This window comes from Curtobacterium sp. VKM Ac-2861, from assembly GCF_013204965.1.
In the GTDB taxonomy this organism is placed as follows: Bacteria; Actinomycetota; Actinomycetes; order Actinomycetales; family Microbacteriaceae; genus Curtobacterium.
The window spans coordinates 204,919-229,690 of record NZ_JABMLA010000005.1 but is presented as its reverse complement, the minus strand read 5'-3'; the positions used below and the strand labels follow the sequence as shown (position 1 = coordinate 229,690).

General features: G+C 70.9%; 27 protein-coding genes and 1 pseudogene. 17 read left to right on the top strand and 11 right to left on the bottom strand.

Annotated features, from left to right (window positions below; all coding sequences use genetic code 11):
- Window position 1: 1 nt before the first annotated feature.
- The 5 genes from HQQ88_RS14235 to HQQ88_RS14215 all read left to right on the top strand — a co-directional run bounded on the left by HQQ88_RS14235 (window position 2) and on the right by HQQ88_RS14215 (window position 6,178).
- Window positions 2-1,045, top strand: coding sequence for a carbohydrate ABC transporter permease (locus tag HQQ88_RS14235; protein ID WP_173169820.1), 1,044 nt, complete (start codon window positions 2-4; stop codon window positions 1,043-1,045).
- A gap of 116 nt (window positions 1,046-1,161) precedes the next feature.
- Window positions 1,162-1,965: a carbohydrate ABC transporter permease gene (locus HQQ88_RS14230; protein WP_367917024.1), complete on the top strand. Its 804-nt coding sequence runs from the start codon at window positions 1,162-1,164 to the stop codon at window positions 1,963-1,965.
- Between the two features lie 274 nt (window positions 1,966-2,239).
- Window positions 2,240-3,028 (top strand): DeoR/GlpR family DNA-binding transcription regulator, encoded by a 789-nt coding sequence (locus HQQ88_RS14225; RefSeq protein ID WP_123293549.1) that lies wholly within the window; start codon window positions 2,240-2,242, stop codon window positions 3,026-3,028.
- Window positions 3,025-4,020, top strand: coding sequence for a 1-phosphofructokinase family hexose kinase (locus HQQ88_RS14220; protein WP_123293550.1), 996 nt, complete (start codon window positions 3,025-3,027; stop codon window positions 4,018-4,020). Before HQQ88_RS14225 ends, HQQ88_RS14220 begins: the two co-directional genes overlap by 4 nt.
- A gap of 91 nt (window positions 4,021-4,111) precedes the next feature.
- Window positions 4,112-6,178 carry a fructose-specific PTS transporter subunit EIIC gene (locus HQQ88_RS14215; protein WP_173169818.1) on the top strand — a complete coding sequence of 689 codons (2,067 nt, stop codon included), beginning with the start codon at window positions 4,112-4,114 and terminating at the stop codon, window positions 6,176-6,178.
- Window positions 6,179-6,471: 293 nt separating this feature from the next.
- Here HQQ88_RS14215 and HQQ88_RS14210 read toward each other — a convergent pair.
- A pseudogene (locus tag HQQ88_RS14210) lies at window positions 6,472-7,410 on the bottom strand (UDP-N-acetylglucosamine 4,6-dehydratase family protein); the annotation flags it as partial.
- A 158-nt stretch (window positions 7,411-7,568) separates the two neighbouring features.
- Window positions 7,569-9,314, bottom strand: a complete 1,746-nt coding sequence (locus HQQ88_RS14205; RefSeq protein ID WP_173169814.1) for a beta-N-acetylhexosaminidase — start codon at window positions 9,312-9,314, stop codon at window positions 7,569-7,571.
- A 36-nt stretch (window positions 9,315-9,350) separates the two neighbouring features.
- Between HQQ88_RS14205 and HQQ88_RS14200 the strand changes: the two genes are divergently transcribed.
- Both HQQ88_RS14200 and HQQ88_RS14195 read left to right on the top strand, forming a co-directional pair.
- Window positions 9,351-10,526, top strand: a complete 1,176-nt coding sequence (locus tag HQQ88_RS14200) for an ROK family transcriptional regulator (RefSeq protein WP_173169812.1) — start codon at window positions 9,351-9,353, stop codon at window positions 10,524-10,526.
- Window positions 10,527-10,577: 51 nt separating this feature from the next.
- Window positions 10,578-11,336 carry a DedA family protein gene (locus HQQ88_RS14195; RefSeq protein ID WP_173169810.1) on the top strand — a complete coding sequence of 253 codons (759 nt, stop codon included), beginning with the start codon at window positions 10,578-10,580 and terminating at the stop codon, window positions 11,334-11,336.
- A gap of 11 nt (window positions 11,337-11,347) precedes the next feature.
- Here HQQ88_RS14195 and HQQ88_RS14190 read toward each other — a convergent pair whose 3' ends face one another.
- Window positions 11,348-11,551, bottom strand: coding sequence for a DUF2945 domain-containing protein (locus HQQ88_RS14190; protein ID WP_123293555.1), 204 nt, complete (start codon window positions 11,549-11,551; stop codon window positions 11,348-11,350).
- Window positions 11,552-11,752: 201 nt separating this feature from the next.
- Between HQQ88_RS14190 and HQQ88_RS14185 the strand changes: the two genes are divergently transcribed.
- Together HQQ88_RS14185 and HQQ88_RS14180 are read left to right on the top strand one after the other, a co-directional pair.
- Window positions 11,753-12,805, top strand: coding sequence for a serine/threonine-protein kinase (locus tag HQQ88_RS14185; protein ID WP_123293556.1), 1,053 nt, complete (start codon window positions 11,753-11,755; stop codon window positions 12,803-12,805).
- A gap of 49 nt (window positions 12,806-12,854) precedes the next feature.
- Window positions 12,855-13,478: a phosphoribosylanthranilate isomerase gene (locus tag HQQ88_RS14180; protein ID WP_173169808.1), complete on the top strand. Its 624-nt coding sequence runs from the start codon at window positions 12,855-12,857 to the stop codon at window positions 13,476-13,478.
- Between the two features lie 7 nt (window positions 13,479-13,485).
- Here HQQ88_RS14180 and HQQ88_RS14175 read toward each other — a convergent pair whose 3' ends face one another.
- The 3 genes from HQQ88_RS14175 to HQQ88_RS14165 form a co-directional block, all read right to left on the bottom strand.
- A complete protein-coding gene (locus HQQ88_RS14175; protein ID WP_123937441.1) occupies window positions 13,486-14,244 on the bottom strand; it encodes an HAD-IIB family hydrolase in 759 nt (252 codons plus the stop codon).
- A 100-nt stretch (window positions 14,245-14,344) separates the two neighbouring features.
- Window positions 14,345-14,758, bottom strand: coding sequence for an acyl-CoA thioesterase (locus HQQ88_RS14170; protein ID WP_111086180.1), 414 nt, complete (start codon window positions 14,756-14,758; stop codon window positions 14,345-14,347).
- A 79-nt stretch (window positions 14,759-14,837) separates the two neighbouring features.
- Window positions 14,838-15,434 (bottom strand): nitroreductase family protein, encoded by a 597-nt coding sequence (locus HQQ88_RS14165; protein ID WP_173169806.1) that lies wholly within the window; start codon window positions 15,432-15,434, stop codon window positions 14,838-14,840.
- Window positions 15,435-15,507: 73 nt separating this feature from the next.
- Here HQQ88_RS14165 and HQQ88_RS14160 point away from each other — a divergent pair, with 73 nt between their 5' ends.
- Window positions 15,508-16,431 (top strand): AEC family transporter, encoded by a 924-nt coding sequence (locus tag HQQ88_RS14160; RefSeq protein ID WP_111086178.1) that lies wholly within the window; start codon window positions 15,508-15,510, stop codon window positions 16,429-16,431.
- Window positions 16,432-16,653: 222 nt separating this feature from the next.
- Window positions 16,654-17,061, top strand: a complete 408-nt coding sequence (locus HQQ88_RS14155; protein WP_134195391.1) for an aldehyde dehydrogenase — start codon at window positions 16,654-16,656, stop codon at window positions 17,059-17,061.
- A 19-nt stretch (window positions 17,062-17,080) separates the two neighbouring features.
- Here HQQ88_RS14155 and HQQ88_RS14150 read toward each other — a convergent pair whose 3' ends face one another.
- Together HQQ88_RS14150 and HQQ88_RS14145 are read right to left on the bottom strand one after the other, a co-directional pair.
- The gene (locus HQQ88_RS14150) at window positions 17,081-17,329 is read right to left on the bottom strand and encodes a nuclease (protein ID WP_173169804.1); all 249 of its coding nucleotides are present in this window, start codon (window positions 17,327-17,329) and stop codon (window positions 17,081-17,083) included.
- Window positions 17,330-17,442: 113 nt separating this feature from the next.
- Window positions 17,443-18,279 carry an exodeoxyribonuclease III gene (locus HQQ88_RS14145; RefSeq protein ID WP_173169802.1) on the bottom strand — a complete coding sequence of 279 codons (837 nt, stop codon included), beginning with the start codon at window positions 18,277-18,279 and terminating at the stop codon, window positions 17,443-17,445.
- A 120-nt stretch (window positions 18,280-18,399) separates the two neighbouring features.
- Here HQQ88_RS14145 and HQQ88_RS14140 point away from each other — a divergent pair, with 120 nt between their 5' ends.
- Genes HQQ88_RS14140 through HQQ88_RS14115 form a run of 6 tightly spaced genes read left to right on the top strand, consistent with a single transcriptional unit; the run spans window position 18,400 to window position 21,438 of the window.
- A complete protein-coding gene (locus HQQ88_RS14140; RefSeq protein ID WP_132100700.1) occupies window positions 18,400-18,873 on the top strand; it encodes an Asp23/Gls24 family envelope stress response protein in 474 nt (157 codons plus the stop codon).
- Entirely contained in the window at window positions 18,870-19,061 is a 192-nt protein-coding gene (locus HQQ88_RS14135; protein WP_111086173.1) for a DUF2273 domain-containing protein, read from the top strand. Before HQQ88_RS14140 ends, HQQ88_RS14135 begins: the two co-directional genes overlap by 4 nt.
- A complete protein-coding gene (locus HQQ88_RS14130) occupies window positions 19,058-19,429 on the top strand; it encodes a hypothetical protein (protein WP_111086172.1) in 372 nt (123 codons plus the stop codon). Before HQQ88_RS14135 ends, HQQ88_RS14130 begins: the two co-directional genes overlap by 4 nt.
- On the top strand, window positions 19,426-20,064 hold the full coding sequence (locus HQQ88_RS14125; RefSeq protein WP_173169800.1) for a hypothetical protein: 639 nt from the start codon (window positions 19,426-19,428) through the stop codon (window positions 20,062-20,064). Before HQQ88_RS14130 ends, HQQ88_RS14125 begins: the two co-directional genes overlap by 4 nt.
- The gene (locus tag HQQ88_RS14120; RefSeq protein ID WP_131921329.1) at window positions 20,061-20,663 is read left to right on the top strand and encodes a hypothetical protein; all 603 of its coding nucleotides are present in this window, start codon (window positions 20,061-20,063) and stop codon (window positions 20,661-20,663) included. Before HQQ88_RS14125 ends, HQQ88_RS14120 begins: the two co-directional genes overlap by 4 nt.
- A 7-nt stretch (window positions 20,664-20,670) precedes the next feature.
- On the top strand, window positions 20,671-21,438 hold the full coding sequence (locus HQQ88_RS14115) for an aminoglycoside 3'-phosphotransferase (RefSeq protein WP_173169799.1): 768 nt from the start codon (window positions 20,671-20,673) through the stop codon (window positions 21,436-21,438).
- Between the two features lie 29 nt (window positions 21,439-21,467).
- Here HQQ88_RS14115 and HQQ88_RS14110 read toward each other — a convergent pair whose 3' ends face one another.
- Genes HQQ88_RS14110 through HQQ88_RS14100 form a run of 3 tightly spaced genes read right to left on the bottom strand, consistent with a single transcriptional unit; the run spans window position 21,468 to window position 24,632 of the window.
- A complete protein-coding gene (locus HQQ88_RS14110; RefSeq protein WP_173169798.1) occupies window positions 21,468-22,130 on the bottom strand; it encodes a hypothetical protein in 663 nt (220 codons plus the stop codon).
- 1 nt (window position 22,131) lies between these two features.
- Window positions 22,132-22,791, bottom strand: a complete 660-nt coding sequence (locus HQQ88_RS14105) for a hypothetical protein (RefSeq protein ID WP_173169797.1) — start codon at window positions 22,789-22,791, stop codon at window positions 22,132-22,134.
- Between the two features lie 17 nt (window positions 22,792-22,808).
- Window positions 22,809-24,632, bottom strand: a complete 1,824-nt coding sequence (locus HQQ88_RS14100; RefSeq protein WP_173169796.1) for an alpha/beta hydrolase — start codon at window positions 24,630-24,632, stop codon at window positions 22,809-22,811.
- Between the last annotated feature and the right edge of the window lie 140 nt (window positions 24,633-24,772).

The following is a 24,772-nucleotide window of genomic DNA, read 5'->3' as shown; positions in this document are numbered from 1 at the left end:
GATGACCTCCACTGCAGAGCAGGCGACCGGTTCGGAGCAGTCCGAGCCGGTCGCCGGCGGCGGGGGGACCGGGGGCGCGGGCACCGGGGGCAGCGGCGGTGCCGGGTCGGGGCGGCCGGTTCGTCCCGGCCGCGGCGCGCGTCGTCGGTCGGCGGTCGCGTCGCGCGCACCGCTCGTCCTGCTGGCGCCCGCGGCGATCCTGCTGCTCGCGCTCGTCGTCTACCCGCTCGTCCGGCTCGTCGTCATCTCGTTCCAGGACTACGGGCTCCGGGCGATCTTCACCGGGGAAGCCGGGTTCGCGGGGGTCTCGAACTACACGAACGTCCTGACCGACGCGTCGTTCTGGCCGGTCATCCTGCGCACCGTCCTGGTCACCGGGGCGATGGTGCTCGGCACGATCGTCATCGGGATGGGCGTCGCGCAGCTGCTCACCCGGTTGGGCGTCGCGATGCGCACCGTGGTCAGCGTCGTGCTCGTGCTGGCCTGGGCGATGCCGAACGTCGCCTCGAGCCTGGTGTGGCAGTGGCTGTTCCAGCCCTTCTACGGGGTCCTCAACTGGCTCATCACGCAGCTGCGGGTGTTCGGCGACCACACGCAGGACAACTGGGCGTCGCACCCCGGGCAGGCGTACACGATCGTGCTCACGCTCGTGATCTGGCAGGCCGTGCCGTTCGTCGCCCTGACGCTCTACGCCGCACAGTCCCAGATCGCGCCGGAGTACTACGAGGCCGGGGCGCTCGACGGTGCCTCGACGTGGACGATGTACCGCGCGATCACGCTGCCGGCACTCGCCCCGACGCTGCTGCTCGTGTCGATCTTGTCGGTGATCTGGGACTTCAACGTCTTCAACCAGATCTGGTTGCTCACGAGGGGTGGTCCGGAAGAGGCCACCCTGACGCTCGGCATCTGGACGTTCGTGAAGTCGTTCGTCTCCAACGCGTACGGCCAGGGCGCCGCGATCGCCGTCATCTCGACCGTGATCCTCGGCGCGCTCACCAGCTACTACATCCGCCGGCTCGTCCGCAGCGGGGAGGAGGACCTGTGACCGTCTCGAACGCAGCACCTGGCGCGGGTGTCGCACCAGTTGCTGGTTCCGCGCCTGCGCCGGCGCCCGCGCCCGCTTCCGCGCCCGTGCGGAAGCGGAAGCGGAAGCCGCGCGTGGTGGCGAACACCATCGCGGTGGTGTTCTGCCTGGTGTGGGTGTTCCCGATCTACTGGATGGTGAACACCGCCTTCAAGCCAGCGGACGAGGTCACCACCATGACCCCGATCTGGGCACCACTGCACCCCACGCTCGACAACTTCACCCGCGCGCTCACGCAAGAGGGCTTCCTGGCCTACCTGCGGAACTCGACCATCGTCGTGGTGGCCGCCGTGCTGCTGTCGATCGTGGTCGGGTTCCTGGCGTCGGCGGCGCTGTCGCGGTTCCGGTTCCGCGGGCGGCGGGCGATCCTGGTCGGCATCCTGTTCGTGCAGATGATCCCGTCGGGCGCGCTGCTCATCCCGCTGTTCCTGTCGTTCCAGACGCTCGGTCTGCTCAACAGCTACGTCGGGCTGATCCTGGCGTACGTCGCGAGCGTGCTGCCGTTCTCGATCTGGGTGATGCGCGGGTTCTTCGTAGCTGTACCCGTCGAGATCGAGGAGGCCGCGAAGGTCGACGGGGCTGGCACCTTCCGGATCCTGTGGAGCGTGCTGTTCCCGCTCGTGATGCCGGGAGTCATCGCCACGAGCGTGTTCGCGTTCATCGCGGCGTGGAACGACTACCTGATCGCGTACGTGATGCTCAAGGACCAGGGGATGTACACGCTGCCGGTCTGGCTCGCGGGCTTCTCGACGAACAAGGGCACGGACTTCGGCGGGCTGATGGCGGCGAGTGTGCTGTTCTCGATCCCCGTCGTGGTCTTCTTCCTCATCGTGCAGCGTCGGCTGGTCAGCGGTATGACCGCGGGAGCCGTCAAGGGCTGACGCGCTCGACCGAACACCCCGTCGCACACGCGGCGGGGTGTTCGTGCGTGTGGGGTGTTCGTGCGTGTGCCGTCCGTCGAGGTTCCACGACATGCCGCGTGCTGGACGCCGAGGTTCCACGGAAAGGCTGTGGTTCGCGCGAGATGCCGAGATTTCGGAACCTCGGGGGAGGGGGCGGGGACGGAGCGGGGAGCGGGACGAGTGCGGGTGGTTGTGTTTGTGTGGGTTTGTGGCTTATGGTTCCTGAAACCCACGGGAACGAAGGAGTTCGGGCATGTACGCAACCGAGCGGCACGACGCGATCGCAGCAGCGCTGCAGGACGCCGGCCGGGTCTCCGTCGCCGATCTGGCCGAGCACTTCGACGTCACCACCGAGACCGTGCGCCGTGACCTCGACACCCTCGAGTCCGCCGGGGTCCTACGCCGCGTGCACGGGGGAGCGGTGCCGATCGGTCGCTCGAGCGTCGTCGAACTCTCCGTCGCCGAGCGCGAAGGGCAGCACGGTTCCGCGAAGTCCGACATCGCCCGCGCCGCGATGCGCCTGGTGCCCTCGACGTTCACGGGCTCGATCGCGATCGACGCCGGCACCACCTGCGCCGCCGTCGCCGCCGAACTCGCACGGTGGGAACCCGCCACCGCTGGCGCGACCCTCACCGTCATCACGAACTCCGTCCCGATCGCCGCGACCCTGCAACACAGCGAGCACGTCGAGCTGCACCTGCTCGGTGGCCGGGTGCGCGGGGTCACGAGCGCCGCCGTCGGGACCGCCACCGTCGAGCAGATCAGCGCCCTGCGGCCCGACATCGCCTTCGTCGGCACGAACGGCCTGTCCGCCGGCTTCGGGCTGAGTACCCCGGACGAGTACGAGGCCGCGGTCAAGGGCGCCTACGTCCTCGCCGCCCGCCGAGCCGTCGTGCTCGCCGACGCCGCGAAGCACGGGGTCGAGGCCCTGATGCGCTTCGCCCGGCTCGACGAGATCGACACCGTGGTCACCGACCAGGAGCCGCCGGCCGACCTCGCCGGCGCCCTGACCGACGCCGACGTCGAGGTCGTCGTCGCATGAGCCGCCGCATCGTCACCGTCACGCCGAACCCGAGCCTCGACCGCACCATCGAGCTCTCCGGCGAACTGCAGCGCGGCGCCGTCCAGCGCGCCATCCGCTCCACCGCGGAGCCCGGCGGCAAGGGCGTCAACGTGTCCCGCGTCGTCGTCGCGAGCGGTGGGGACACCATCGCCGTGCTGCCCGGCGACGAGCTCGACCCTGTGCTGCTCGGGCTCGCCACGCGCGGCATCCCGACCGCCGCCCTGCCGATCGGTGCGCCGCTCCGCTCGAACGTCACCGTGACCGAGCCGACCGGCACCACCACGAAGCTCAACGAGCCCGGTCCCTCGCTCGCCGGCCGGCTGGACGACCTGGCCGACCTGGTCGCCGACACGGCCGCGGCGACCGCCACCGGACCCGTCGCCCGCTGGGTGGTCTTCGCCGGATCGCTCCCGCCCGGACTCCCCGACGACGCGCTCGCCGTGCTCGTCCGCGCCGTCCGTGCACGCCATGGTGAGGACGTCCGGATCGCGGTCGACTCGTCCGGCGTCCCGTTCACCGCACTGCTGCAGTCCGGTGAGCGGATCGACCTGGTCAAGCCGAACGCCGAGGAGCTCGCCGAGGTCGTCGGCGGCGACCCCGACACCTACGAGCAGGACCTCGACGCCGCCGTGGCCGCTGCCGAGCGGTTACGCGACCGGAACGTCGGCTCGGTCCTGCTGACCCTCGGCAGCGCCGGCGCCGTACTGGTGTCGGACGAGGGCGCCTTCGCCGCCGCAGCACCGCGGATCGTCGCCCGCTCCACCGTCGGCGCGGGGGACTCCTCGCTCGCGGGCTACCTGCTCGCCGAGGTGGCCGGAGCGTCGCCCGAGCAGCGCCTCGCCCAGGCCGTCGCGACCGGAGCCGCCGCAGCAGCCCTGCCCGGCAGCGACGTGCCCGCTCTCGACCACACCGACCCGACGGCGATCTCGGTCCGGGTGCTCACGACGCACCCGGCACCCGAGCCCGCCTGACCCCCCCCGAACACCCCCACTCCACGAACACCCCACTCCCCGAACACCTGCACGACCCGCGCGATCAGCGCCATTGCGAAGGAGCAAGCACATGTCCGCAGACTCGAGTCCGCGCCTCATCAGCGCCCAGCTCGTCGGCCTCGACGAGGACCTCGGTGCCACCTCGGCCGACGTCATCCGCGTCCTCGCCGACCGCGTCGCCGCGACCGGCCGCGCCGCCGACGGCCGGGTCCTGGCCGAGGACGCCATCAAGCGCGAGGCCAGCGTCGGCACCGGCGTGCCCGGCGGCATCGCGATCCCGCACGCCCGTTCGGCGTCGGTGTCCGAGCCGACCCTGGCGTTCGCGCGTCTCGCCCGGAAGGTGTCGTTCGGCGCCCCGGACGGCGACGCCGACATCGTGTTCATGATCGCCGTGCCCGAAGGGGCCGACAAGGACCACCTGACGGTCCTCTCGACCCTGGCCCGCGCGCTCATCCGTGACGACTTCACCGCCGCCCTGCGCGCCGCAGCCACCCCGGACGAGATCGTCCAGCTCGTCGACCGCGAGGTGAGCGGCGAGGTGTCCGAAGCCGGCGTCGGGAAGGCGAGCAGCGCCTCCAGTCCGACCGCCGCACCCGCGCCGGGCCGCAAGGTCTTCGTCGGCGTCACCGCCTGCCCGACCGGCATCGCGCACACCTACATGGCGGCCGACGCCCTCGTCGCCGCGGCGCAGCGCGCCGGTGCCGAGATGCACGTCGAGACCCAGGGGTCCTCGCAGGTCGAGCCCCTCGACCCCGCCCTCATCGCCCGTGCCGACGCCGTCGTGTTCGCGGTCGACGTCGACGTCCGCGACCGCGGTCGCTTCGCCGGCAAGCCGCTCGTCTCCGGACCCGTCAAGCGCGGCGTCGACGAGCCCGACAAGATGATCGCCGAGGCCATCCGTGCCTCGGACGACCCGAACGCCGCACGCGTCCAGGGCGGTGCAGCCGTCGACGGTGCGTCCACCGCCAAGAACGAGCACTTCGGCCAGGCGCTCAAGCGCTGGCTGCTCACCGGCGTCAGCTACATGATCCCGTTCGTCGCGGGCGGCGGGCTGCTCATCGCGCTCGGCTTCCTGCTCGCCGGGTACGGCATCGCGCTCACCCACGGTGACGACGGCGTGAACAACGCGGTATTCGCGCTCCAGCACTACAACCTGGTCGACCTGCCGCCGGAGGGGCTGCGCTACTACCTCGGTGCCGCCGCGTTCCAGATCGGCTCCGTGTCGCTCGGCTTCCTCGTCGCAGCGCTCGCCGGGTACATCGCCTACGCCATGGCCGACCGACCCGGCATTGCGCCCGGCTTCGTCGCCGGTTCCATCGCCGTCTTCATGAACGCCGGGTTCCTCGGCGGCCTGATCGGTGGCCTCATCGCCGGTGCCGCGGCGTACTGGATCGGTCGCATCCCGACCTGGCGCTGGCTGCGCGGCCTGATGCCGGTCGTGATCATCCCGCTGCTCGCCTCGATCATCGCCTCCGGCCTCATGTTGCTCGTGCTCGGCGGCCCGATCGCCTGGCTGATGACGCAGCTCACGAACTGGCTCAACTCGCTCAACGGCACCTCGGTGATCCTGCTCGGCATCATCCTCGGCCTGATGATGGCGTTCGACCTCGGCGGCCCGGTGAACAAGGTGGCGTACGCGTTCGCCGTCGCGGGCCTCGGCGCCGGCACCGCCACGAACGTCGTGCCGTTCGAGATCATGGCCGCGGTCATGGGCGCCGGCATGGTGCCCCCGCTCGCCCTCGCGCTCGCCTCCACCGTCCTGTACCGCAAGGGCTTCACGAAGCCCGAGCGCGAGAACGGCAAGGCCGCCTGGCTGCTCGGGGCGTCCTTCATCTCCGAGGGCGCGATCCCGTTCGCCGCAGCCGACCCGCTGCGCGTCATCCCGGCGTCGATGGTCGGTGCTGCGGTCACGGGTGCGATCTCGATGGCGGCCGGTGTGACCTCGCGGGCGCCGCACGGCGGGGTGTTCGTGTTCTTCGCGATCGACTCGTTCGTGGTCTGGGTGCTCGCGATCCTGGCCGGCACCGTGGTGTCCGCGCTGGTGCTCGTCGGGCTGAAGAAGTTCGTGCGTCGGGCCCCGGCGGCGGACGCCGCCGTGTCCGAGACGGCAGACGACCGCGTGGCCGTCGCCGTGTAGTCGACGTCACCGCGTGACGGACGGGCGCGCCCCGCTCAGCGGCAACGCGAAGCGTTGCGCGGGGCGCGCCGACCGAGCTTGCGAGGGAGGGGTGCCAGCTGGCACCGGGCCTCCCGTCCGTCCGTGGTCGCGCCCACCCCGCGGGGTTCCGAGATCTCGGAACCTCGGGGGCGTGCGGGGCCGTGCGTGGAACCTCGGCGGAAGTGAGCGGCGAGTCGTGGAACCTCGGCGCGCCAGGCAGACAGACAGCAGGCAGCCAGCCAGCCAGCCAGCAAGGCAGGCAGGCAGCAGCGTCAGGCGGCCATCGCGAGCGCCGACGGGTCGACGGTGCCGGCGACACGGTCGTCGACGTCGCACGGCGCGATCGGCGCAACCGAGGTGTGGGTGATCTTCGGGTGCACCGGGCGACGTTCGGTCTCACCCCGTCCGATGAGGTCCTCGTGCAGCTTCTCGCCCGATCGCAGGCCCGTGAACACGATGTCGGACGGACTCCCCGTCGCGGCGAGCATGCGGCGTGCGATGTCGAGGATCCGTACCGGGGCACCCATGTCGAGGACCAGGACCTCGCCGGGATGGGCGATCGCCGCGGACTGGATCACGAGGTGGCACGCTTCCGGGATGGACATGAAGTACCGGGTGGCGTCCGGGTGGGTGACGGTCAGGGGCCGTCCGGCGCGGATCAACTCCGCGAAGAGCGGGAGCATCGAACCACGGCTGCCGAGGACGTTGCCGAACCGGACGGACACGTAGTCGCGGCCGGTGTCGGCAGCGGTCCAGGCGGTCAACCGCTCGGCGATCCGCTTGGTGGAGCCGAGCACGCTCGTCGGGTTCGCAGCCTTGTCCGTCGAGATGTTCACGAGCGTTTGCACCCCGGCTGCCGCGGCGGCGCGCAGGACGTTCAGCGTGCCGAGGACGTTCGTCTTCCAGCCTTCGTCCGGGTACTGCTCGAGCATCGGCAGGTGCTTCAGCGCCGCTGCGTGGAAGACGACGTCGGGACGGCGGTCCATCATGATGTCCCGGATGGCGTCGGCGTCGCGGATGTCGGCGAGGACGACGTTCTTCGTGTCGAGCAGACCGTGCCCGTCCACCGAGACCTGCACCTGCTGCAACGCGGTCTCGTCGCGGTCGAGCATGATGATCTCCACCGGCTCGAACCGGACGAGCTGCCGGCAGAGCTCACTGCCGATCGAACCGCCGGCGCCCGTGATCAACACGGACCGCCCGCGGATGAAGTCGACGGCGACCTCGAGTTCAGCCGCCGGCTGGCGACCCCCGATGAGTTCGGCGATGTCGAGGCCTTCGAGGCCGGGGATGTGGCGCGTTGGCATGGGGGTCTCCTCCGGGAATTCTCCCCACAGTGTGAACCCTGAGCATGTGAAATGTCAATACGTCATTCCGCGATGTTCGCGGTGATCGCGTCGATGTAGGCGGCGCGGTCCTCGCGCGAGTGCGGCCGCCCCGGGACACCCGGACGCTGCTCCCACGGGAACGGCCCGGCCTCGTGCCGGTACTCGATCCCCATCGCCTCGAGCCGCGCGGTGTGCTCGGCCAGCCGCCCGCGGAACTCGGCGACGTCGCGCGGACCGGTGACGTCCGCCGACCAGAGCGCCTCGGCCAGGGCGGCCACCCGCGGGAACAGCTGGTAGTCGAGCTTCCGGGCGGTGTCGACGTGCTCCGTCCACATGTTGCCCTGGCCGCCGATGACGTGGGCGCGCTCGGACTCGGTCAGGCCGGACGGCACCGGGTCGAAGCCGAAGACGTCGTCGACCGTCAGCACGATGGACACCGGGATCGGCTCGGTCGCCAGGTCGCTCTGGCGGTAGTCGAGGTAGGCCTGGTCGTCGGGCGACGAGATGACGTCGTGCCCGCGCTTCGCCGCCGTCCGGGCGCCGGTCAGACCACGCCACGACACGATGGTCGCCGAGGGGTCGAGCGTGCCGCCCTCGAGGATCTCGTCCCAGCCGAACGCCTGCCGCCCGTGCGAGGCGACGTGCGCCGCGAGCTGCCCGATGATCCAGGCCTGCAGCTGCTCTTCATCCTCGAGCCCGAGTGAACGCATGCGCTCCTGCGTGCGGGGGTCCTCGACCCACTGCACCTTCGGGCACTCGTCGCCGCCGATGCCGATGTAGCGCGAGGGGAAGAGCGCGATGACCTCGTCGAGGACGTCCTTGAAGAAGTCGACGGTGCTGTCGTCGGCGTTCAGGACGTCGTCGGCGATGCCCCACTCGGTCCAGACCTCCACCGGCGTCTCGGGGTGCACGCCGAGCGACGGGTAGGCGGCCAAGGCGGCACGGACGTGTCCGGGCGTCTCGATCTCGGGGACGACGGTGACGAACCGGTCCGCCGCGTAAGCGACGATCTCGCGGATGTCGTCCTGCGTGTAGTAGCCGCCGTGCGGGCGGCCGTCGAACGCTGCGGGGTGCAGCACGCCGTCGGCGTCGGGGACGTGCGCGCCCACCTGGGACTCGCGACGCCAGGACCCGATCTCGGTCAGGCGTGGGTGCTTCCGGATCTCGATGCGCCAGCCCTGGTCCTCCGTCAGGTGGAAGTGCAGCCGGTTGATCCGGTGCGCCGCGAGCTGGTCGACGACGCGCATGACCTCGTGCTTGGTGCGGAAGTGCCGGGCGACGTCGAGCATGACGCCGCGCCAGGCGAAGGCGGGCGCGTCCTCGACGATGGTCGACGGGACGGACCACGGCCCGGTGCCGACGCGGCCGCTGCGGTACACGTCGGCGGGCAGCAGCTGGAGGAGCGCCTGGACGCCGTAGAACACGCCGGCGGCCGAGCCGCCCGCGACGTCCACACCGTCGGGTGTGACGGTCAGGCGGAAGGACTCGGCGCGCTCGCCCTCGGGCGACGGCGGCCCGGTGGGCAGGGAGGGATCGTCGGTGACGCGCAGCGAGATGACGCCCGTCCGGACCGACCCGTCGGCGGAGGCCGCCCCGTCGACCGCCGCGTCCTCCGCTGCGTCGCGGACCGGCTGGCCGGTCGACGCCCGGAGGGTCTGCTGCAGGTACAGTCGGACCGATCCGCTCGCTGCGTCCGCTGCGATGCGGGTCGACGGGGTGATCTCGAAGGCGCCGGTACCGGGGACGGCGCGGCGCGGTCGTGGGATGAGCATGTCGGAGTCCACCATTCCTCAATGATCTTTCGTAATGTGGAGGCTATGGCCGTGGACGAGACCGTGTCAACGATCCCGAGTGTCGTGGGGACGACGCCGGGTGTGCTCCGACTCATGAACTCCCGGGCCATCCTCGACGAGCTCCTGCGCGACGACGCGTCGCGCACCGTGACCGAGCTCAGCCGCACCGTCGGGCTCTCCCGCCCCACGGTCGAGGCGGCGCTGGCGGACCTGGTCGACGAGGGCTGGGTGACCGAGGCCGAGGCGATCGCCACCCCGAACAAGGCCGGCCGCCGGGCCAAGCGCTTCGCCGCGGACGCCACCGCCGGTTCCGTGCTCGGCGTCGACCTCGGACTGCACGGCATCGTCGGCATCCGCGCCGACCTGCGCGGGAACACCCTCACCCGGGTCGAGGAGCGCTACGCCGACCTCGCCGACGCGGAGCAGGCCTGGACGAGCGTGCAGGACGTCGTCCGCCGCCTGACGGCCGACTCGGAGGCGTCCCCGGTCCTCGCCGCCACGTTCGGCGTCCCCGCCGTCGTCGACCGCGCCGGCGAGATCGACTACACGGTCGCGGTGCCCGAGTGGGTCGAGCGCCGCGTGCCCGGCCGGATCCAGGACCTCTTCCCCGGCATCGCGACGTTCTTCGACAACGACGCCAAGCTCGCCGCCACCGCCGAGGCGATGTGGGGGCGCTTCCGAGGCGTCCAGGACGGCCTGTACCTGGTGATGGGTCGGCAGATCGGTGCGGCCTACGTCATCGACGGGGCGTTGGCGCGCGGGGCGCGCGGTGCGGCTGGCGAGATGGGCGGCCTGGCCTCGACCGGGTGGCCCGGTGCGCCGGCCCGCCTGGAGGCCCGGATCGCGTCCGACACGGACCTCGAGTCGGTCTTCGCCGCGGCCGGGCGCGGGGGCGCAGTGCCGGGTCACGTCGGCGATGGCGTTCCGGATCCGGCGGCGGTCCACGTCGTCCGCGCCTTCGCGGACGACGTGGCACCGGGCGTCGTGCAGCTCGTCACGACGATCGACCCCGAGGTCGTGGTCGTCGGGGGCGAGGTCCTGCCGGCGGCACCGGTGTTCGCCGAGGCGCTCGCCGCGGTCGTCACACCCCAGCTCCGGCACCCCGTCGAGATCGTCCCGTCGACGGTCGGTCGTGACGCCGTCGCCCGCGGTGCCCTCGCGCGGTCGTTGACGCACGTGCGGACCTCGCACATGGGACTCGGCTGACGTTCAGGTACCGCGCCGGGTCCTGACAGGGCGCTCAGGGATGCTGGGGGCATGACGACTGCCGTGACCGCCCGTGCCATGACCGTCGCCACCGGCGACTCCACCGCTCCCTCGGACCTCGGCGGACTCTCCGGCCTCGTGCTCCAGATCATCGACGCCCTGGGGGAGTGGGGCGTCGCGCTCATGCTCTTCATCGAGACGGTGTTCCCGCCGATCCCGTCCGAGCTCATCCTGCCGCTGGCCGGGTTCCTGGCGGGCGCCGGGCAGATGAACCTCGTGCTCGTCCTCGTGCTGGCGACGCTCGGGTCCTACCTCGGTGCGCTGGTGCTCTACTGGCTCGGCGCGAAGATCGGGTTCGAGCGCACCACGCGGTGGTTCGGCAAGCTCCCCCTGGTCGACGAGGACGACTTCCGCAAGGCCGCCGCGTGGTTCCACCGGCACGGCAAGAGCGCCGTGTTCTTCGGCCGTTTCGTCCCGATCGTGCGCAGCCTCATCTCCCTGCCCGCGGGCGCTGACCGCATGCACCTCGGCACGTTCTCGGTGTTCACGATCATCGCGAGCGGCATCTGGAACAGCGCCCTCGTGCTGCTCGGTGCCGCGTTCGGCTCGCAGTACGACCGCGTCGAGCAGTACACCGAGTGGGTCGACCGGGTGCTCTACGTCGCGATCGCGGTCGTCGTGGTGACGTTCGTGGTCCGGCGGGTGCGACGGTGGCGGGCAGACCGTCGTGCGGACGGAGGCGGCAACGGTGACGGTGCCGCGAGCGGGGGCGCACGAGGTCGTCGTCGCGCCGAGCCCGCCCGCGACTGAGCCGCCGGTCGTCAGGCCTTGGTCAGCGCCGACTCCTTGTGCGCGGCCTGCTTGCCGCTCTTCTCCGACTCGACGATCCAGTACGGATCGTCGTCGGTCGGCTTGAACGTCTGACCGTCGAACTCGAAGTCGCTCGTGCGCTTCCGCACGAGTTTCCCGGTCGTCTTCCCTTGCGAGGTGTTCCAGTGCACCTCGTCACCCTTCGTCAGTGCCATCGCTGTCCTCCTTGCGTGATCGCTCACCCTGGTCGGAGGTCGAACGGTACCCTGATGCATCCGCATGAACACAGGGAAGTACGCCGATCACGATGTCATAACACCCGCCCAAAACGGGAGTCGGACGCGTACCGTTTCTCGTGAGCCAACACGCCGGCAGCAGCCGCGGAACCTGCGGCTCCCGACGGAACGACGGACACCATGACCCTGCTCGACGGCTTGCGGACGGAGACGGTCCTGTCGGGCCGGTACCGACTGGTGAAGCTCATCGGCACGGGTGGCATGGGGACCGTCTACGAAGCCCGCGACGAGCACACCTACCGCGCCGTCGCCGTGAAGCTCTTCGCGACGCCGGACAAGATGACGACGGCCGACCGCGTCCGGCAGGAGCGCGAGATCCGGCTCCTCAGCATGCTGTCCCACCCCGGGCTCATCCCGCTCTACGACGCCGGCACGCACGACTTCCCCGACGGCCCGCACCGGTTCATCGTGATGGAGCTCATCGCCGACACGACGCTGCTCCGCCGACTGTCCGAGGGGGCCCTGCACAACTACGAGGTGGCCGACCTCGGCGCCCAGCTCGCCGACGCCCTGGCCTACGTGCACTCGCGCGGCATCGTGCACCGGGACGTCAAGCCCGCCAACATCCTGATCAGCGACGAGGGCTCGTCCGGCTTCGCCCGGACCGTGAAGCTCACCGACTTCGGCGTCGCGCACTTCGTCGACGGCTCGCGCCTGACGAACGACGGCACGATCATCGGCACGGCGGCGTACCTGAGCCCCGAGCAGGTCGCCGGTGAGCCGATCAGCTTCGCCACCGACGTGTACTCGCTCGGACTGGTGCTACTCGAGTCCTTGACCGGCAAGCAGGAGTACTCCGGCACCCTGATCGAGGCGGCACTGGCCCGCCTGCGGCACGACCCCGAGATCCCCGACGACGTCGCCTCGGAGTGGCGCGAACTGCTCAGCCGGATGACCGCCCGCGACCCGGAGCGTCGTCCGACCGCGGTCGCGATCGCGAACGCCCTGCGGGGCGGCTCCACGCAGGTCACCGGCCCGGTGCCGCTCGGACCCGAGCGGGTCAAGCACCAGCGCGATCACCGGATGCACCGGGCGGCCCACCGGCACGCGAAGCGCGGGACCTTCTCGGCCGTCCGCCGCTGGCGTCGGCGGAACGTGCTCGTCGGCTCGTTCGCGGCGTTCGGCGTGCTGGTCGCGTGCGGCTCCGCCTACGTCGCCGGCATGCTGCACTGACGTCGCGAGCTCGTCCCGTTCGTCCGTGGTCCCTGGCAGGATGGACAGCATGACCGACCAGCGCTGGATCAAGATCTGCGGCCTGTCGACGCCCGACACCGTGGACGCCGCCGTCGACGCGGGCGCCGACGCGGTCGGGTTCGTCTTCGCCGCGAACAGCCCCCGCACCGTGACGGCCGACCTGGCGAAGGAACTCGTCGAACGGCTGCCGGACGGCATCGACGCCGTGGGGGTCTTCCGCGACCAGAAGATCGACGAGATCGTCGGCATCGCGTCCGAGGTCGGGCTCACCACCCTGCAGCTGCACGGTGGTGAGTCCGCGACCGACTTCGCCCGAGCCCGCGACGCCGGCTTCTTCACCATCCGGGCCCTCGCGGCCGAGGACTACCTGCGCGAGACCGCCGAGCAGCGCGCCTCGTACGACCACGACCTGCTGCTGCTCGACGCCGCCGTGCCGGGCAGCGGTCGGCTGATCGACCCCGCCGTGATCGAGGGCGGGATCGACGAGGCCTGGATCCTCGCGGGCGGCCTGACCCCCGCGAACGTCGTCGCCGCGGTCGAGGCGCTCGACCCCGATGGCGTCGACGTGTCGAGCGGCGTCGAGTCGGAGCGCGGCGTGAAGGACCCGGCCAAGATCCGCGCCTTCGTCGAGGCCGTCCGCAGCCTGGGCTGACGCGCGGTCAGCGCAGGGTCGGGATGAGCTCGGTCAGGAAGGCGTCGGTGTCCTCCCAGCCCTCGACCGCGTGGCACGGCACACCGAGGGCCTTCACCGGGTAGTCGTTGCCCTCGGGGTCGAGCCGGTCGCCGACGAAGAGCATGTCGTCGAGCGCGATGCCGGTGATCTCGGCGAGACGCTGCATGCCGTACGCCTTGTCGATGCCCTTGCGGGTGATGTCGACGCTGGTCGAGCCGCCGGATCGCACCTCGAGGTCGGGGAGCTCCGCCTGCACGCGTCGACGGAGGTCGTCCTTCTTCGCGCCGGTCGGGTCCCACTGCTTCTTGACGTCGACCGGAGCGGCCTGGCCGAGCGCGGAGAACGTGATCTGCGACCCGCGGTCCTCGAGGATGTCACCCCAGGTCTCGGACTCCCAGTAGCCGGCGTCCTTCGCGACGGACTCGACCGCTGCGAGGGCGCGTGCCTTCTGGTCGTCGGTGAGGTCCTCGGCGTACTGCAGGGCCCAGTCGTCGTCGGCCCAGCGGTAGTACCGCGTGCCGCACGTCGGCAGGAGGTGCAGGTCGTCGAGGGTCAGGCCGTCGCGGTGGCGGAGCGGGGTGACGAGCTGCTGCTCGAACTGCGTGAAGTTGCCGCCGGAGATGACCGCGACCGGCACGACCTCGAGCAGGGACGCGAAGGTCTCGAGCATGCGGGGGTCGAGGGAGGACTTCGACGGGGCGAGGGTGTCGTCCAGGTCGAAGGCGACGAGGCGGGGCGTGGTCATGCCCCGATCCTGCCAGAGGCCACCGATCACGTGCCGGGTGCCGTGCTCACAGCGCCCGGCACGTGCGCGATGTCTGCGGGGTCACGCGCGGTCACACGGGTCAGGCGCGGTGCGTCGCGGGGACCCGGTCGCGGTCGTACGTGATGTCCGTGTAGCCGTGCGGCGCCGGGTTGCCGTCGTCGTCGAGGTTCACGAACACGACCTCGTCGATGGTGAGGATGCTGCGGTGCGTGAAGAGGTTGCGTGCCTCGGCCCGCATCGTGAGCGAGCTGCGGCCGAAGCGGGTGGCGACGAGGCCGATCTCGACGATGTCGCCCTCCTTCGCCGAGGACACGAACTCGATCTCCGACATGTACTTGGTGACGACCTTGCCGTTGCCGAGCTGGATGATCGCGTAGACCGCGGCCTCTTCGTCGATCCAGCGGAGCAGGCTGCCGCCGAACAGGGTGCCGTTGGCGTTGAGGTCCTCGGGGCGGACCCACTTGCGGGTGTAGAAGTTCATCTCGGGCTGCATGTCACGACATACTACGCGGCGGCGGGTACAGCAGCGGCCGCGCCCCGGCGGGGACGCGGCCGCGTGCTGGTACCGATGACTACTCCTTGACGAGCACGACCTCGTCGAGGGGCAGGCGGGTGCGCGGTGCGACCTCGCGTTCGGCCGCCTTCTCGTCGAGCTGCGACGGGTGCGCGACGGTGCCGATGGCGGTCACGGTGAAGGGCAGGAAGCGCTCCGGCAGGTCGAACGCGGCGCGCAGGCCCGCGGCGTCGATGCCCGCCATCTGGTGCACGTGCAGGCCCTCGGCGTGCGCCTGGACGGTGAGTGCGGCAAGCGACTGGCCGAGGTCGTACTGCGCGAAGGGACGCTCGTCGCCGTCCTCGGTCACGGTCTCGAGCACGCCGACGACGAGGCCGCTGGCGCGGAACGCCCAGGCGGCGTTGAAGCCGAGCAGGTTCTCGTTGATCTTCCGGAACGTCTCGGTGCCACGACGGCCCGCGATGAAGCGGCGGGGCTGGAAGTTCATGGCCGACGCGGCCCAGCGGGCGGCCTCGAGGACGGCGTCGAACTGCTCGTCCGAGATCGTCGCGGTCTCGTCGTAGGAACGGGGGCTCCAGCGCTCTTCGAGCAGGGGTACGAGGGGCTGGCTGGAGTCGGTGGACCGGGTGAGGGTGTCGGCGTTCGTCGAGGTCATGGTGCCTGCAACGGTATTCGATGCGAACGCATTTCCGACCTGAGCGACGTCACATGGTGCAAGGATGGACGCGATGGGTGGCGTGTTGACCGGCTTCGCGATCATCGGCGCGATCATCGCCGGTGGGTACGTCGTCGGGCGCATCGGACTGCTCGGCCCGCACGCACAGTTCGTGATGAGTCGCCTCGCGTTCTTCGTGCTCATGCCCTGCCTGCTCTTCCACACCATCGCCTCGGCCGACATCGAGTCGCTGTTGTCCCCGATGCTCTGGGTCTCGCTGCTGAGCGCGGCCGTGGTCGCACTCGGAGCGGCGGCCGTCTTCCGGTTCGTGCTGCGGCGTCCGGTCACCACCACGACGGTCGGGGCTCTGGCCGCGAGCTACGTCAACGCGAACAACATCGGCCTGCCGGTCGCCGTGTACGTGCTCGGGCAGGCGACCGCGGTCGTGCCGGTGATCCTGCTGCAGCTCATCGTCATCGCGCCGGTCGCGTTGACGATCCTCGACGCCGCGACCTCGGGCGCCGGCGGCTGGGGACGCCGGATCTCCGGGCCGTTCCGGAACCCGATCATCATCGCCTCGCTGGTCGGCCTGGTGTTCTCGGCGACCGGCATCACGCTGCCCGACCCGGTGCTCGAGCCGTTCTCGCTGGTCGGCGCGGCAGCCGTGCCCGTCGTCCTGCTGTCGTTCGGGATGAGCCTGCACGGTGCAGCGCCGCTGCGGGACCCGGCGATCCGGACGGACGTGATCGTAGCGTCGTCGATCAAGCTCGTGGTGATGCCGGCGGTCGCGTACGTGTTCGCACGGTTCGTGTTCGGGCTCGGCGACCAGGACGTGTTCGTGCTCACCACCCTGGCGGCGTTGCCGGCGGCACAGAACGTGTTCAACTACGCGCAGCGCTACGATGCGGCGGTCCCGGTCGCCCGCGACGTGGTGCTCATCTCGACGATCGGCTCGGTCCCCGTCCTGGTCGCGATCGCGGCCCTGCTGCACCCGTAGCGCGCCCTGGGCGCACCGCGAGGCGGACGGGAGGCCCATGGCGGGGCCGCGCCGTGCCTCCCGTCCGCCGTGGGGTCGCGTGCACCGCGGATGGTGAGCAGGAATGGTCGGGTCGCGGTCACGGACCCGACCATTGCTGCTCACGAAGCGCATCGGGGGCGCGCGTACGCTGACACCCACGGGGCGGACCCGCCTCGGGACCACGACGGACGGAGACCTCCGATGGACACGATGGCGATGATGAAGAACATGTCGATGACGGACATGCCCGCAGCGATGGACATGGACGTGATGCAGGACACGATGATGGCGATGAACGCCGCGTCGATGGCCGCCACGATGTGCTCCGCGAGCGACATGCGCATGGGCGGCGAGATGGCCACGTGCGCCGCGATGTGCTCCAACACGGCGATGATGGCCGACACCGGCATGCGGATGATGATGCGTCCGGCCGGCATGGACCTGCCGAGCATGCAGGCGATGCTCATGGCCGTGATGACGATGGGCACGATGTGCGCCGCCGAGTGCCGGAAGCACATGGACATGGACGAGTCGTGCCGCTACTGCGCCATGGCCTGCGACGAGATGGTCGCGAAGTGCGAGGCCATGCTCGCCTCGATGTCAGCCTGAACCAGGCCGACCGTCTGCGCTACGCGATGCGTGCCGTGGTCTGACGACCGCCGGCGCTGAGGATCTCCGCCACCGGGTGGTGGGCGACCGGATCGCCGACCGACAGGAAGCCGTCGGCGTCCGCCACCCGGAGCTGGGTCACGCCGCCGTCCAGGAACACCACGACGGCGTCGGCGGGACGGGTCTCGACGACGATGCCGTCGCGCCAGGCGCCGGGGGCCGCGTTCGCCATGACGCGCTGGATGGGAAGGATCGTCGTGCGGGACATGGCTTCACCTGCTCTCGAAGGGGTTCGGTGCAGGAAATCTACGTCGGCGCCGTCACCTGCTCAACGAGGGCGGACGCCGGGCGTAACAGAACGGGTCACGACCGCGTGACCGCTCAGAAGATCATCGGGCGGTCGTCGTCGAGCGACGTGTCCAGGTCGAGGTCGACCACCACGGGGACGTGGTCGCTCGGGGCGTCGCCCTTCCGCTCGTTGCGGTGGATGGAGGCATCGGTGACGACGTCGGCGAAGGCCTGCGAGCCCATCACGAAGTCGATGCGCATGCCCTCGTTGCGCGGGAACCGCAGCTGCTTGTAGTCCCAGTAGGTGTAGCCGTCGGGGACGATCGGCCGGACGACGTCCTGCAGCCCCGCCGCCTCGAACGCCCGGAACGCGGCGCGCTCGGGTTCGCTGACGTGGGTGTGGCCCTCGAACACGCGGACGTCCCACACGTCCGTGTCGAGCGGTGCGACGTTCCAGTCGCCCATCAGCGCGAGCGGGGTCTCCGGCGACGCGGCGATCCACTCGGCGGTGCGGTCGGCCAGCTGCGCGAGCCAGTCGAGCTTGTACGTGTAGTGCGGGTCGCCGACCTCGCGCCCGTTCGGCACGTAGAGGCTCCAGAGCCGCACGCCGTCGACAGTGACGCCGATGGCCCGGGCCTCGACGGGCAGGTCCGGCCCCTCGTGCCCCTTGAGGAAGCCCGGCTGGCCGGGGAAGTCGCGGGTCACGTCCTCCATCGGCAGCCGGCTGGCGAACGCGACGCCGTTCCACTGGTTCAGGCCGTGCGCCTCGACGTGGTAGCCGGCGTCCTCGAACGCCTGCACCGGGAACTGCTCCGGCTTGCACTTGATCTCCTGCATGCCGAGGACGTCGACGTCCTCGCGCACCAGCCAGTCGACGACCCGCCCCACTCGGGTGCGGACGGAGTTCACGTTCCAGGTCGCCACGCGCATGGCATCGAACCTACCGGGGACGACCGACCCCGCCGTGCAGCGCGCCGCCTGCCGCTCTCGGGCGCAGCGCGGCACGATGGTGTTCGCTGGAAGTCCAGCAAGCGAGCGCAGGAGGCACTGATGGCATCGACGACGAACCGCGTCGACGGGACCGTGACGACCGGCACCACGACCGGTACCACCACCACGCAGGTCACGGCCAAGGGCAAGACGATCATCGACGACACCGTCGTCGCCAAGGTCGCGGGCATCGCCGCGCGCGACGTCCCCGGCGTCTACGCCCTCGGCGGGAACGCCTCGCGGGCCTTCGGCGCCATCCGCGACGCGATCGGCTCGAGCGCGCTCGGCCAGGGCGTCCGTGTCGAGGTCGGCGAGACCCAGGTCGCCGTCGACCTGACGATCGTCGTGGACTACCCGACGCCCATGATGGACGTCGCCACCGCGGTGCGCGCCGCCGTCACGAGCGCCGTCACCGAGCTCGTCGGGCTCGAGGTCACCGAGGTTAACATCGCGATCAACGACGTGAACATCCCGGCACTGAACGGCACCGCCGACGACCTCGACGGCGACGTCCGCGAGGGCCGGGTCCGGTGAACGCCACCGTCGTCGGGATGGGCGTCGGCGCCCTCCTCGCGATCGTCGCGGTGACCCTCGGGTTCTGGGCGTTCGTGGTCGTCGCCGTCTGCATGGCCGTCGGCGGGCTGGTCGCCCGCATCGTCGCCGGTGACGTCGACGTGCGTCGCCTGGTCGACGTGCTGCGCGGACGCCGGAGCTCGTCGTGACCGACGCCGCCGTCGCCACGGTCGGCGACAGCGGCGTCCGGCTCCGCGGCTCCGACCGCATCGGCACGTCGGCGCTCGTGCACACCGCCCAGGCGGTCGCCGCCGAAGCGCTGCGCGTGGCCTTCCGGGAGGTCCGTGCCCGGGTCTCCGACGACGGCCGCGGCGCGCTGGCGGTCGAGATCACCGCCCCGCTCACCCTGCCCGTGCTGGGGAGCCACGCGGTCCCCGACGAACCCGTCGTCACGAGCGCGCACCGGGCCCGCGGCACGATCGCCGAGCGGCTCCGGACCATCACCGGCCGACAGGTGTCCCGGGTGACCGTGACGTTCGCGTCGTCGGTCGTCGACGTCCCGCGGAGGGTCCGGTGACCGCCGTGGACGGCCGGACTGTACCGGTTCCCGACGCCGGCCCTGCACCGTCCACCGAGCACGCCGCCACGTACCGCCGTCTGCTCCGCCGCGAGACCCACGTGTCCCGGTCGGGTGCCGTCGTCATCGCGATGCTCATCACCGTCGTGCTCGCAGCCGCTGCCGTCTTCGCCGGTGCCCTCGTGCTGCTCGACCAGAACGTCCTCGGCGTCGACCCGCGCGCCGTGGTGGACGCCGCCCTCGCCGCGCCGGACGGCCTCGACACCACGCTCGTCGTCGGGATCGCCGCGATCGTCGCCCTCGTCGGCCTGGTGTTCCTGCTGCAGGGGCTCCTGCCGCAGCGGCGTCCGCGCCACGCGATGGCATCCGACCGGCTCGCCGTCGTGGTCGACGACGAGGTGCTCGCCTCCGCCGCGGCACGCGCCGCCCGTTCCGTCACGCGGCTCGGGCCGGACGCCGCCGTCGGCACCGTGGGCCGCCGGACCGTCGAGGTGGTGCTGCGTCCTGCCGCCGGCGTCGACGTGCCCGCCGTGGCCGCGACCGAGGCCGTCGAGCACGAGTTCGCGGGGATCGACGCGCTGCCCGCCCTCGCTGCGCGGGTGCGCGTCCAGCCGACCGGACGGGTGGACGGATGAACGCGACCAACCGTGGGCTCGGCCGGACGGCTCTCGTCGTCGTCGGGCTCGTCCTGTTCGTCGCCGGGGTCGGTGCGATCCTGGTGCAGACGGCCCAGGGCCTGCCGCTCGTGGCGTCCTGGTGGCGCACGGCCGGCGACGCACTCGCGGGCCTCGGCACGGACACGTCGCGCGATGACTCCCTGCTGTCGTGGACGTGGGTGCTCGGCGGCGGGGTCGTCGTCGGCATCCTGGCGATCGTGGTGCTGACCACGCTCGGCGGTGGCCGTGCGGGCACCGTCGTCGAGAGCGACGGATCAGCTGACGGCGTCGCCGGTTCGGTGCGCGTCGAGTCCACGGCCGTGCAGCACGCGCTGTCCTCGGCGATCGGGGAGCTGCCACAGGTGGCCTCGCTCGCGGTCGACGTCTACCGCGTCCGCGGCGGCCGGGCGATCCGGGTCCGGGTGCGTCCACGCCGAGGCGCGTCACCGCGCGAGGTCACCGAACGAGTGGAGGCCGTCGTGGCCGACCTGGACGCCCTGCTCGGCGAACGGCTGCCCGTCCTGCTCGAGATCGCACGCGGTGGGGCCGGGTCCTCGCGCCCGGACCGCGTGCACTAGGGCCGTCGTGGTGCGGTCGATCGGCGGGCTGCCGGGGTCGGACTCCGTCGTCCCCGTGCCGCGGGTGGTCGTGGAGGCCGCCCGGGGCCGCGAGGTCGCCCTGGTCTGGCACAACGAGATCGGCGGCACGACCTTCCGGATCGGACCGGACGAGCACGCCGACGAGTTCGTCAAGGTCCTGCCGCACGCCTACGGCCGGTGGATCGGCAACGAGGCCGCGCGACTGGAGTGGGCGTCACGGTACGTGCGGGTGCCCGAGGTGCTCGACCACGGTGCGGACGACGACGGCGTGTGGCTGCACACCCGTGCCGTCCCCGGGTGGAGTGCCGTCGACCCGCGGTGGCACGACGAACCCCGGACCGCGGTGGTCGCGGTCGGCGAGGGGCTCCGCGCGTTCCACGACACCCTGCCGGTGGACGACTGCCCCTTCGCGTGGTCGACGGCGGCGCGGCTCGACCGTGCTCGTGCGGCGGGTGCCGACACGGATCGCCTGGGCCCGGAGCCGCCCGGTGACCGCGTCGTGGTGTGTCACGGAGACCCGTGCACGCCGAACACGCTCATCGGTGCCGACGGTCGGTGGAGCGGGCACGTCGACCTGGACGCCACGGGTGTCGCGGACCGCTGGGCGGACCTGGCGGTGGCGACGATGGCGCTCGGGTGGAACTACGGGCCCGGGTGGGAGCCGCTGTTCCACGAGGCGTACGGGCTTCCCGACGATCCGGAGCGGACGGCGTGGTACCGGGCGTTGTGGAACGTCGATGTTGATGACGTCTGAGTGCCCAGGGGCGTGCTGTGTCGGCGGGGTCAGATCTTGGGCTTGTTGACGATGGGGTCGCCCCAGTCGGGGAAGTCCGGGAAAACGCCGGGGCGGGACCGGTCGGGGAACGTGACGGTCGAGCGTCCGTAGATGGCATCCGAAAGGGCGTTGCCGTCGTTGGTCCAGAACGGCTCGCTGTAGACGGTGATGGGGTTGTCGCCGTTCTCCTGGGCGGTGTACTGGATCTGCCAGCCGTCGCCGGTGGTGGTGGCCCAGACTTCTTCGTCGCCGGTGATGGTGCGGCGTTCGATGGTCCAGCCCTGTTCGGTGAAGGAGTCGATCATCGGTTGCAGGTCGCGTTCCTGGTCGATCGCGCCGGGTGGGGACCAGAGCCGGGTGCTGCTCATGTCGTAGCTGTTCCTGGTGTCCGAGCCCGGCAAGGGCGCGACACCATCACCCCCTATCCCGGGCAGATCGTCGCCGCCGCCCCACTCCCATTCGCCGTCGTGGACCTGGAGCTGCGCATCCTTGAGGAGCCGTTGCATGTGGTCGTAGTGGTCGCGCAAGGCGTCGAACTCTTGGTGGAGCGACATCTCCGCGACGTCGTCCTGGGTCAGTCCGGCTGCGTCGGTGGGCTTCTGGTCTCCTCCTGCCGCGCACTCGGTCAGCAGTCCCAGGGCCAGGACTGCCGTCGCGATGGTGCGGAGCATCTCAGATCTTGGGCTTGTTGACGATGGGGTCGTCCCACTCCGGGAAATCTGGGTACACACCCGGGCGGGACCGGTCGGGAAACGTGACGGTCGAGCGTCCGTAGATGGCATCCGAAAGCGCGTTGCCGTCGTTGGTCCAGAACAGTTCGCTGTAGACCTCGAGGGTGTAGCGGCCGTTCTCTTGAGCGGTGTAGATGAGTTGCCAGCCATCGCCGGTGTACCCCCGGAGCTCGTGGTCGCCCGTGATGTCGCGTTGCTCGATGGTCCACCCCTGATCGGTGAAGTAGTCGAGCATTGGTTTCAGGTCGCGTTGCTCGCCTGCGGCGCCGGGGGGTGACCAGAGCCGTCCGCTGCGCATGTAGTAGCTGTTCTTCGTGTCCGCGCCCGGCAGCGGGGCGACGCCGTCCCCTCCGATCAGCGGCAGGTCGTCGCCGCCGCCCCACTCCCACTCGCCGTCGTGGACCTGGAGCTGGGCATCCTTGAGGAGCCGTTGCATGTGTTCGTAGTGGTCCCCGAAGGCGTCGAACTCTTGGTGGAGCGACATCTCCGCGACGTCGTCCTGTGTCAGGTCGGCTGCGTCGGTGGGCATCTGGTCTCCTCCTGCTGCGCACCCTGACAACAGCCCGAGGGTCAGGGCTGCCGTCGCGATGGTGCGGAGCATCGATTGCATGGTGTTCATCATGGCTTCCCGGTGGCGATGATCTTCGCGATCGTCCGCTGTGAAGTCGCATCGGGGGACAAGTAGCCGACACCGCCGGCTTCCGGGTACATGTCGTGGCCGGTGACCGCTTTCGTGTCCCGGGCGGATTCCGCACTGAACGTGTCCACGTCGGGCAGATCGCGGGGATCGCTGCGCCCGATCCGGCCGAGGATCGCGGTGTGGTCGTTGGCGCCTTCGGTGGCGTAGACACGGCCCACGTTGAGGTGCTCGGGCAGCGTGGTGTCGGTGAACCCGACTGAGCCGTACGTGACGAACGAGTCCACGCGGTGCCGGGTCTGCGCGAGCGCCTCGGCCGCGGTGGTGGAGCCGTACGAGTGCCCGAGGACCGTGACGGACCGCGGTGCTGTGCCGCGGCTGTCGTGGATGCCGTCGAGGAAGGACGCGAGGTTCGCCCCGCCCGCGTGCGCGCGGTCCTGCCGCGGGACCTCGATGACACCCGGGGCGCGGTACCCGAGCCAGGACACGACCGCGAAGGAGTCTTCCGCGGATCCTCTCTGCCCAGCCGCGAAGAGGAGCTCGTTGGCGGCGCGGACCTTCTCACCCATGCTGTCGAGCGTGGTCATCGCACCCGGCACGTTCACGGTCACGTTGGACGCCGTGTCCAGATCGCCGAGGACGACTGCAGCGACGAGGGCCCCGTTCGAGACGCCGAACCCGACCAGCTGTGCGACCGCTGCCGAGTGTGCCTTCAGGCGACCCGCGAGCTGATCAGCACGGTTGAGTCCGTCGCGGAGCGCGATGACCTGCTCCGTGAACTCATCGAGGCTGACCGCCCCGTACGTGTACGCCAACCCCATCAGCCGGTACAGCCGCTCCGGATCCCGCACGGCTGCGGAGAGGACCGCACGGGACGCGATGTCGCGCTGCGCGGCCGGGACCCCGTCGAGCCCCGCGAACTGCAGCTGCGTGGTGAGCGGCAGCGCGCGGACGTCGGCGTCGGTGAATCCGAGTGCAGCCCAGATCGCTGCGACCTCCGCCGGTGTCAGGGAGGGATCGAGCAGCCGCTGCAGCCCGGGTGGGAGCGTCGAGGCCGCGGCAGCGTCGAGCGCGGTGTTCGCCAGGGAGCCCCCGCCGGCAGCACTGAAGGCGTCCGCGATCCGGTCGACCCAGGACGCGTCCTCAGCGTTCTCGGCGAGGTAGTCGCCGAACCCGCTCGGCAGCGTGGCACCGTCGATGGGGACCCAGCTGCAGCGGCTCGTGAACGCGGTCCAGGCGTTGCGCACCCGGACCAGGTCCTGTTCCGTCGAGGAATCCTGTGCTCGGACGGTCGCGCTGAACTGCCGCAGCCTGGTCGGATCAGCACTGCTGCGTCCGCCGGAGCGACCACTGCCGGTGCGCTGGCGGGACTGGGCGCTGAAGGTGGCGGACACCGGTGACGGGCGCTTCGGTGTGCTGGACGGCTTCGGGTCGAAGACCGCGCTGCCCCAGTCGAGCACAGGTTGCATCGGCACGCCACCGGCGATGCGCACGAGCTCACGGTCGGCTTCGCGTCGCTGCCACGCGGCCAGGTCCGCCGATCGCTGCCGTTCCTCGTCCGCCTGCCGTTGCACGATGCGGAGCTGATCGGCCAAGTCCTCGAGCTCCTTCGCCAGCCGGACGCGGTCGGTGGACTCCGTCACACGGGCCGCCTCGAACAGTCGCGAGTACGCCCCGTCGAAGTCGAGCAGCGCGGCCTCTGCGGTGCTCCGACGCGGTCCGGCGCTGGCCCGCAGCGTCAGTGCCACCTCGACCGCGCAGCCGACCAACCGCGACGCCGCTGCGTCGTCGAACTCGATCCCCATCGTCCCCCCACATTCGAACTGGCCGATGGGGGAAACGTAGCATTTCAGCGGTGCAGTGTGAAATTGTAGCGACGCGACTGTGGGGAACGACGAACCGCCGCCCGCGTGAAGCGGACGGCGGTCGGTGTGCGATCGAGTGA

What these genes read in the sequence shown, in the direction of transcription:
- HQQ88_RS14150 (WP_173169804.1), bottom strand. Translation starts at nt 17,329, where the DNA reads ATGTCCCGCACGACGATCCTTCCCATCCAGCGCGTCATGGCGAACGCG.
- HQQ88_RS14215 (WP_173169818.1), top strand. Translation starts at nt 4,112, where the DNA reads ATGTCCGCAGACTCGAGTCCGCGCCTCATCAGCGCCCAGCTCGTCGGC.
- HQQ88_RS14180 (WP_173169808.1), top strand. Translation starts at nt 12,855, where the DNA reads ATGACCGACCAGCGCTGGATCAAGATCTGCGGCCTGTCGACGCCCGAC.
- HQQ88_RS14205 (WP_173169814.1), bottom strand. Translation starts at nt 9,314, where the DNA reads ATGGTGGACTCCGACATGCTCATCCCACGACCGCGCCGCGCCGTCCCC.
- HQQ88_RS14185 (WP_123293556.1), top strand. Translation starts at nt 11,753, where the DNA reads ATGACCCTGCTCGACGGCTTGCGGACGGAGACGGTCCTGTCGGGCCGG.
- HQQ88_RS14155 (WP_134195391.1), top strand. Translation starts at nt 16,654, where the DNA reads ATGGACACGATGGCGATGATGAAGAACATGTCGATGACGGACATGCCC.
- HQQ88_RS14140 (WP_132100700.1), top strand. Translation starts at nt 18,400, where the DNA reads ATGGCATCGACGACGAACCGCGTCGACGGGACCGTGACGACCGGCACC.
- HQQ88_RS14165 (WP_173169806.1), bottom strand. Translation starts at nt 15,434, where the DNA reads ATGACCTCGACGAACGCCGACACCCTCACCCGGTCCACCGACTCCAGC.
- HQQ88_RS14175 (WP_123937441.1), bottom strand. Translation starts at nt 14,244, where the DNA reads ATGACCACGCCCCGCCTCGTCGCCTTCGACCTGGACGACACCCTCGCC.
- HQQ88_RS14170 (WP_111086180.1), bottom strand. Translation starts at nt 14,758, where the DNA reads ATGCAGCCCGAGATGAACTTCTACACCCGCAAGTGGGTCCGCCCCGAG.
- HQQ88_RS14235 (WP_173169820.1), top strand. Translation starts at nt 2, where the DNA reads ATGACCTCCACTGCAGAGCAGGCGACCGGTTCGGAGCAGTCCGAGCCG.
- HQQ88_RS14220 (WP_123293550.1), top strand. Translation starts at nt 3,025, where the DNA reads ATGAGCCGCCGCATCGTCACCGTCACGCCGAACCCGAGCCTCGACCGC.
- HQQ88_RS14145 (WP_173169802.1), bottom strand. Translation starts at nt 18,279, where the DNA reads ATGCGCGTGGCGACCTGGAACGTGAACTCCGTCCGCACCCGAGTGGGG.
- HQQ88_RS14225 (WP_123293549.1), top strand. Translation starts at nt 2,240, where the DNA reads ATGTACGCAACCGAGCGGCACGACGCGATCGCAGCAGCGCTGCAGGAC.
- HQQ88_RS14105 (WP_173169797.1), bottom strand. Translation starts at nt 22,791, where the DNA reads ATGCTCCGCACCATCGCGACGGCAGCCCTGACCCTCGGGCTGTTGTCA.
- HQQ88_RS14195 (WP_173169810.1), top strand. Translation starts at nt 10,578, where the DNA reads ATGACGACTGCCGTGACCGCCCGTGCCATGACCGTCGCCACCGGCGAC.
- HQQ88_RS14120 (WP_131921329.1), top strand. Translation starts at nt 20,061, where the DNA reads ATGAACGCGACCAACCGTGGGCTCGGCCGGACGGCTCTCGTCGTCGTC.
- HQQ88_RS14190 (WP_123293555.1), bottom strand. Translation starts at nt 11,551, where the DNA reads ATGGCACTGACGAAGGGTGACGAGGTGCACTGGAACACCTCGCAAGGG.
- HQQ88_RS14100 (WP_173169796.1), bottom strand. Translation starts at nt 24,632, where the DNA reads ATGGGGATCGAGTTCGACGACGCAGCGGCGTCGCGGTTGGTCGGCTGC.
- HQQ88_RS14160 (WP_111086178.1), top strand. Translation starts at nt 15,508, where the DNA reads ATGGGTGGCGTGTTGACCGGCTTCGCGATCATCGGCGCGATCATCGCC.
- HQQ88_RS14110 (WP_173169798.1), bottom strand. Translation starts at nt 22,130, where the DNA reads ATGCTCCGCACCATCGCGACGGCAGTCCTGGCCCTGGGACTGCTGACC.